Genomic DNA, 6,269 nt, shown 5'->3' with positions numbered 1-6,269 from the left:
TTCTTCCATATATCAATACATCATTATAAAATTAAAACTTTATAATCCTGATATCTATCTCAACCACTTTCAACACTTATGGGCCACCCCCGTGGTTTTATTCACGTATAAATTAATTTTTTCAGATACAAAAAAGCTTTTAATTTTTTACTTCAGGTAAATTACTTTTTTTCGGTGTTGGGAAAATAGTATTTTTTTTTGTATAATAAAAAATAATACAAATTTTTTAATGAGGGTTAATGCTCTGGGATCGTTTTGAAGGTTTTCGTGCTAGGACTTGGAAAATCTGGTATGGCTACTGCAGCTTTTTTTCAAAATCAAGGCGTTAAAGTCAGTGGATGGGATGATTGTGAGGCTGTACGAAAAATAGCTTCAGACCATGGGTTACCCATAATAGACTTTCCTTATCCAAATAAAATGCTGTACAGTGTTGTTTCTCCTGGGATATCCTTTGCGCGACTAGAAACTTTTCACAGAAAACGTTTGTCAGATGTTGGAATCGTGACGTGCGACTTGGGGTTGTTTTTAAAATTGTTTCCCACCTCTAAGGTTTTAGGAGTTACGGGAACAAACGGAAAGTCAACGACTTGCAGTATTATAGCTCATGCTTTACGTGCGCAAGGAATTTTTTGTCAATTAGTAGGAAACATAGGAGTTCCAATTTTTTCTGTTGCTCAACATCATCACAAAAATCCATGGTATTTGCTGGAATGGTCTTCCTATCAGCTTGAGCTCTGCGCACATCATCCTTGGGAACTAGAAGTAGGAGGAATCTTAAATCTTAGTGCTCACCACTTAGAGCGTCACGGAACTATGGAACACTATAGTGCTATAAAATGTAAGATTTTAGAACACAGTCGTCATGCCATTTTAGATATCTCAAGTGATTATACTCAAAAAATAGCGCATCATTGGAAAGGGAATCCTTTGATTTACCTTAAAGCTTTAGAAGAAAATTGTTCGCAAAAAGAAGATCCATCTTGCGTTTGTTATAATTCCCAAGGAATTTGGTGGAAAGAAGAATTTGAAAAATTTCCTAAAGAAGATCGCTTTCTTTCTTTCGCGTTTCAACAAAACGTCGCCATGGCTTATAGTGTTTTGCACCATATTCCTGGTGGACTAGAAAAATTTATTCCAAATGTGCAAAAATTCCAAGATTTAGCGCATCGACAGGAATGTTTTTTAGTTCACGATGGTACTTATTGCGTTGACGATAGCAAAGCCACAACGCCAGAAGCATGTGTTCAAGCGTTGATGCGTTGGAGTTGCCCAGTATTTTGGATTGCTGGCGGAGCAAAACAAAAAGATGATTTATCTGTACTAAAGCCTGTATTATCTAAAATTACTCAAGCCTTTGTGTATGGAGAGTCTGCTTTGCGATTTCAAAAATTTTTAAATGCTAATAGTATTTGTTGTGAAAATTTCATTACCATGAAAGATGCTGTGTATAGTGCATGGTCCCAAGCAAGGCTTTACAAGAAAGCAGTAATTTTATGTTCACCGGGGTGTCCTAGCTTTGATCAATTTCCGAATTTTGTACAGCGTGGAAAAGCGTTTCAAGAAAATATACATCAGCTTGTTTACGCACACAGTGCAAAGCAGGGAGATCAATTTTTGGATACAAAAGAATGAATCTTCCTTTTTATCAAAAAAAATCTCAAGAAGACTCTCCTCCCCCAGAAAGCTTGTGGGCGTTTTGGTGGAATGCTATTGATCGGTGGATTTTGATTTGCTCTATTATGTTGATTGTATTAGGATCTTGGTTGATTTTAGCCGCCAGTCCTTCCATTGCAGCTCAACATGGGTGGACAACCTTTGTTTTATTAAAACGACATTTAGTTTTTGTAGTTTTTGGAGTTGTTCTTTTATTTCTTGGGAGCTTCCTACCTAAAGAGCACCTTAAGGCCACGGTATATACAATAGGGATTAGCGCATGGGCGGGATTATGGGCAGTTGTTGTGTTTGGAGTTCAGGTTAAGGGTGCAAAGCGTTGGCTGAACATATTTGGTATTTCTGTGCAGCCATCAGAATTTATTAAACCTGCTTTTTGTATGGGGTGTGCTTATTTTTTGTCAGAGTATTCTCAACCAAATGAGAATCTAAGATTTTTAAAAGTATTGCTTTTGTTTATTATTGTTTCTTGTCCGCTGCTTTTACAACCTGATTTGGGAACAGTTTTTTTGTTACTGATGAGCGCGCTAACACAAAGTTTTATAGCAGGATTAGGATGGGGGTGGGTACTTGGAATGATGGGGGCAGGAATAGTCTCTTTAATTCCCATAGTGCTTTACTTTCCCCATGCTGCTTTACGCTTACGTATGTTTTTTGGGTACGAATCATCTGATCCTTTTGGAAAACAGTACCAAATTTTACAATCCCTAAAAAGTTTTTGCTTCTGGAGGATTGTGGGGAAAGGGGCCTGGATCTGGAGTTGTGCTAGATCATCTTCCAGATGGTCACGCAGATTTTATTTTTGCAGTAGCAGGAGAAGAATTTGGATTAATAGCATGCCTTGGAATTTTTGCGTTATACGCAGTAATCATTTTTCGAAGCTTAAATGCTGCTCGTCGAGGATTGCATTTAGAACAAGTCATGTTAATTTCAGGATTATCTATTTATTTTATGTATCAAGTTTATCTGAACATCGCTTGCGTTTTACATTTGGCCCCAACAAAAGGAATTACGTTACCTTTTCTAAGCTATGGAGGATCTTCTTTAATTAGCGCGTGTTGGACTATGAGCATTATATTATGCTTGACTCGTCGTTATCACAAATTTCTTTAAATAGAATTTTGGAAATATGGAAAATTAAGGTAAAGAAAATAGAGTTCACGTAAAGAACTATACTCATTTAGCCTGAAGCTGAGATTTGGAAGAATGCATTAATTTTGCATTTAATCCATCGTCTCATATTGGCCAAGAACTTTTAATTGGATTCAAATCACAAGAGTAAGGAGGTAGAAAAATTATACTGCATTTTACAGATTCTATTAATTCTTGACTTCTATTGGATTTATGAAAAGAGGCATTATCCATAATAACACCTTGACCAGACTTTAGTTCCTTGATCAGAAATTTTCTACCCAAGCTTGGAATAATAATGTGTCGCAAGATCCGTTAAAAACCTTGGTGCTATGGGCTTGTTATTAACCAAACCGGCAATATTATGTGTTCTTTGATACTATTTCCCACTCTTTTTTCCAAGCAACTTTTTACTTTTTCTGCCCCAGTTTCTGTCTGTGCACATAGTCATATCAATGTCGCTTTCATCAATATACTCATGCTGAATGAAATTGTTTAAAAGTTTAATTTTATGTGTTAATAATTTTTCTTGTGCAAAGTTTTTTGAAAGAAGAAGATCGTGTTGCGTTAAGAACGCAGCATCGGCAAGAAAAGAAGCGACGCGTAGAAGATAGGATTAAGGCAGTTTTGTTATCAGGGTGGAGCTCGTCAAATTGCTTGGGCTCTTTCGATTGACGGTCGTAGAGGAGTATAAGGAAGATCAAAAGTTAATGGTGTAAAGCGAGGGCTCTGCAATTCAAGGCAAGACGTTGCGCGCCCATAATTTTTTCATTTAAAAAGTCAGATTCAGCCAAGCAGGAAGCTTTTATTCAACGGTGTGACAACATTTGCCGGACCATCCTGTTGGTGATGGCATGCGCGCCAGAATGGCAACGAAAATCACCTGTCAGGCACCCCATTGCCTACAATGGCCTACACGCATGAACCTGATGGGAGTCTTGGATTTGACTGCACATGCGCCTTACGGTGGTATCCTTAAAAACCTTGAAGACTTTTTTTGATCCGCTGAAAGGCGCTTATCCAAAGGCGCCTAGCATTTCCCTGATCTTGGATCAATGCCCTACAAGCAAAGACACCCAAAAATCAGCAAAAGAAAGGGGACATTGAGGTGCATTATTTCCAGCCCCAAACCTGAACTCCATCGAAGAATGAACATGTGCGCAATAATCAATTTTTCGTCTCTGCCAAAGAGTTTTGCAAGAGTATGCTGTATTTTTTCGACCAAACCTGAAACAACATCGCCATGAATCTTGTCGAGCGCGTGAATGACAATTTTCAACGCATTAGTCCAACACTTTCAATTTGATTTGGTATAGTGTTAGTGGGGGGAAGCCAAAAGTATTTCCGCTGCCAATACAAAATCTCTTCTTTAATCTAATCTCTTTGAAAAAAACAGATTTTTCATTCGATCCTCTTAGATCTTCATAAAGATTAGCATCTTATCTGTTTAACAACAAGCGTCTTTCAGAAAAATTCCTACAAAGCCGGATTAATTGAATTTGCTTTTTTATTTCAAAGGATTACCTTTTTTTCTTCCAGCACAAATAAGCAAACACATGGGAGGAATGTACCAAACACATACATACGTATGTATACCTAGAGGTTCCTGCCATGGAAAAAAATAAAAGAGCAAGCAACATTCCTACCGATACTGCATTCATAAAAAATAAGGGAATAGCAGCTGTGGAAGAACGCAACGATAGTCCTCCAAAAACAAGATAAAAACAACTCAGCAAAGCAGGCAAAAAATGTGCTAAAAATATCCAACTTAAAATTCTAGTCAAGCAGTAAATAACTTTATACGAAAATGTTTTTTGATTTTCCAATTTTTGTAAAAAAGGAATAAATTTACAAATATTTGGAGTTGAAAACAAAGTATAAGATAAGTTTAAAATGCGATGTTTGATATATAAAAATGGATGGCGAGCAACTTGAGAACTCCATGTTTTCCAAAGAAAAGTTCTTTCATTCTCATTTTTTCCTTTTTCTAATATCGCATCTCCAAAAATTAAATCATCTACTCTTGATCTGTTGAACAAACTATGCAATTTTTCCATAGAAAATCTTTTTGTTTTACAGAATTCAGGAAATAAAGATTGATTTAATTCTACACTTAGAGCTGAAAGATCGTAAAGTTTAACGTACTGCCAACTGTGATCTTGTTTAACCTTTGGGCCTAAATATTGGATCCCCGAAATAATACCATAAAAAATGATCAAAACTTTAGATATACTTTTGACGATGCCAGCAATATCTTTATTGTGGTGTTTACAATGCCATCCAATCCATACCAATACGATGGGGGCCAAATACTGTGCTTGAAATTTTACAAGGGTTCCATAAGCAAGAATCACAAGAATTCCAATTTTTGGAAAAAATAAAAGATCTTTATTTTGCATGGCTAAATAAGTCAAATAACTCATTGCACAAAAAAATGAATAAGCAAAACCCAAATCTTTCCAGATCATACCTGAATAAATAAGAATATGAGGGATAAAAGGAATACCAAAAAAAATTAAAGAGAGTCGTTTTTGGGATACACTTTTTAATAAAAAATAAATTCCGGAATAAAAAAGACTTAAGTGCATTACCAAGATTCCTGCTGAACCTTTCAAAATTTTATCAATATACCTCCATAAAAAAGACATAATAAAAGGATGATGATCTCCATAATTTCCGGACATCGCCATTAGATATTGGCACTGGCTGTCAGAGGTCATAATCCCGGGCCAAAAACAAAAAAGATGTATACTAAACAAAGCGAACAAACAAAATCTTTTATTTTCTTCTAAAAATTTTATTGTGCTGCGAAAAAACAAAACCATAAAAATCTCTCCTAAAACCAATGTGTGTCTTACTCTTGATAAAGCTTTTAAATTTTTTAACTAGTTTAGTTTAAAAGTTTTTATACAAATGTTCTAGATAGTATCGCTAAGTGGTTTAAACCTAGATCAATGATGTATTTAAGAGTCTATTTTTTGTTTTTAAGACGGCGCAATTATGCATTTAATACAAATTCCCATTGCTAAATAAGCATTTAATGATTGACTTGTAAATTAATAAAAGATAATTTAGGAACGCTAAAGCCAGATGGCAATAAAGTCTGTTGTCCTGAGCATCATGAAAATTTTCGGGGTTATTCATCAGCATTTTAAGAGAGTGGATTAGGCCGGAATTCGGGAAAAGCTGATGCAATATGTATCGAATTCAGAACACAAAGGAGATGAAGGATTTTGCTTCCAAATTGTGTGGCAGGATACATAAAATTTTTCTTTTTACCTTTTTTCTAAAGGCCCGTACTCAATTAAGTTGATTTTTTATATATTTTTTTGAGAATTTTCATACTCCCCCTCACTTTTTTGAAGGGTCTTTTAAAGATCCGAAAAAGAGGCTATTTTATTAAAAATAAACAACAATGTTTAATGCAAATGAACCTTCGTACTTAGTATGATCGATCAGCGAAAGGT

Annotated in this window: 7 protein-coding genes and 1 pseudogene; 5 read left to right on the top strand and 3 right to left on the bottom strand. The window is 35.6% G+C overall.

Annotation, left to right across the window (positions count from 1 at the left end):
• The first annotated feature begins 267 nt into the window (after positions 1 to 267).
• The 3 genes and pseudogenes from murD (at position 268) to HE1_RS10150 (ending at position 2,784) form a co-directional block, all read left to right on the top strand.
• Positions 268 to 1,632 carry a UDP-N-acetylmuramoyl-L-alanine--D-glutamate ligase gene (gene murD, locus HE1_RS00540; RefSeq protein WP_278242969.1) on the top strand — a complete coding sequence of 455 codons (1,365 nt, stop codon included), beginning with the start codon at positions 268 to 270 and terminating at the stop codon, positions 1,630 to 1,632.
• Positions 1,629 to 2,405 (top strand): annotated as a pseudogene (locus HE1_RS00535) (FtsW/RodA/SpoVE family cell cycle protein); the annotation flags it as partial. The gene murD and the pseudogene HE1_RS00535, both read left to right, overlap by 4 nt.
• Positions 2,406 to 2,433: 28 nt before the next feature.
• Positions 2,434 to 2,784, top strand: a complete 351-nt coding sequence (locus HE1_RS10150; RefSeq protein ID WP_373279890.1) for an FtsW/RodA/SpoVE family cell cycle protein — start codon at positions 2,434 to 2,436, stop codon at positions 2,782 to 2,784.
• A gap of 123 nt (positions 2,785 to 2,907) precedes the next feature.
• On the opposite strand, the gene HE1_RS06825 is transcribed toward HE1_RS10150, so the two are convergent.
• Complete coding sequence (locus HE1_RS06825) at positions 2,908 to 3,087, bottom strand: transposase (protein WP_162480099.1); 180 nt, start codon at positions 3,085 to 3,087, stop codon at positions 2,908 to 2,910.
• A gap of 246 nt (positions 3,088 to 3,333) precedes the next feature.
• On the opposite strand from HE1_RS06825, the gene HE1_RS08520 reads away from it, so the two are divergent.
• Both HE1_RS08520 and HE1_RS09865 read left to right on the top strand, forming a co-directional pair.
• Entirely contained in the window at positions 3,334 to 3,477 is a 144-nt protein-coding gene (locus HE1_RS08520) for a hypothetical protein (RefSeq protein WP_162531130.1), read from the top strand.
• A 191-nt stretch (positions 3,478 to 3,668) separates the two neighbouring features.
• On the top strand, positions 3,669 to 3,803 hold the full coding sequence (locus HE1_RS09865) for a hypothetical protein (protein WP_278242967.1): 135 nt from the start codon (positions 3,669 to 3,671) through the stop codon (positions 3,801 to 3,803).
• Between the two features lie 59 nt (positions 3,804 to 3,862).
• Here HE1_RS09865 and HE1_RS06820 read toward each other — a convergent pair whose 3' ends face one another.
• Positions 3,863 to 4,081 (bottom strand): hypothetical protein, encoded by a 219-nt coding sequence (locus tag HE1_RS06820; RefSeq protein WP_084490790.1) that lies wholly within the window; start codon positions 4,079 to 4,081, stop codon positions 3,863 to 3,865.
• 241 nt (positions 4,082 to 4,322) lie between these two features.
• Complete coding sequence (locus tag HE1_RS00530; protein WP_162480097.1) at positions 4,323 to 5,627, bottom strand: hypothetical protein; 1,305 nt, start codon at positions 5,625 to 5,627, stop codon at positions 4,323 to 4,325.
• Positions 5,628 to 6,269 lie beyond the last annotated feature (642 nt).

Source organism: Holospora elegans E1 (assembly GCF_000648275.1).
Classification (GTDB): domain Bacteria; phylum Pseudomonadota; class Alphaproteobacteria; order Holosporales; family Holosporaceae; genus Holospora; species Holospora undulata_A.
The sequence above is the reverse complement of the archived record's forward strand: the minus strand, read 5'-3'. Positions and strand labels throughout refer to the sequence as shown.

Coding starts and splice junctions, on each gene's coding strand:
- HE1_RS09865 (WP_278242967.1), top strand. CDS start 3,669: ATGGCAACGAAAATCACCTGTCAGGCACCCCATTGCCTACAATGGCCT.
- HE1_RS00530 (WP_162480097.1), bottom strand. CDS start 5,627: ATGGTTTTGTTTTTTCGCAGCACAATAAAATTTTTAGAAGAAAATAAA.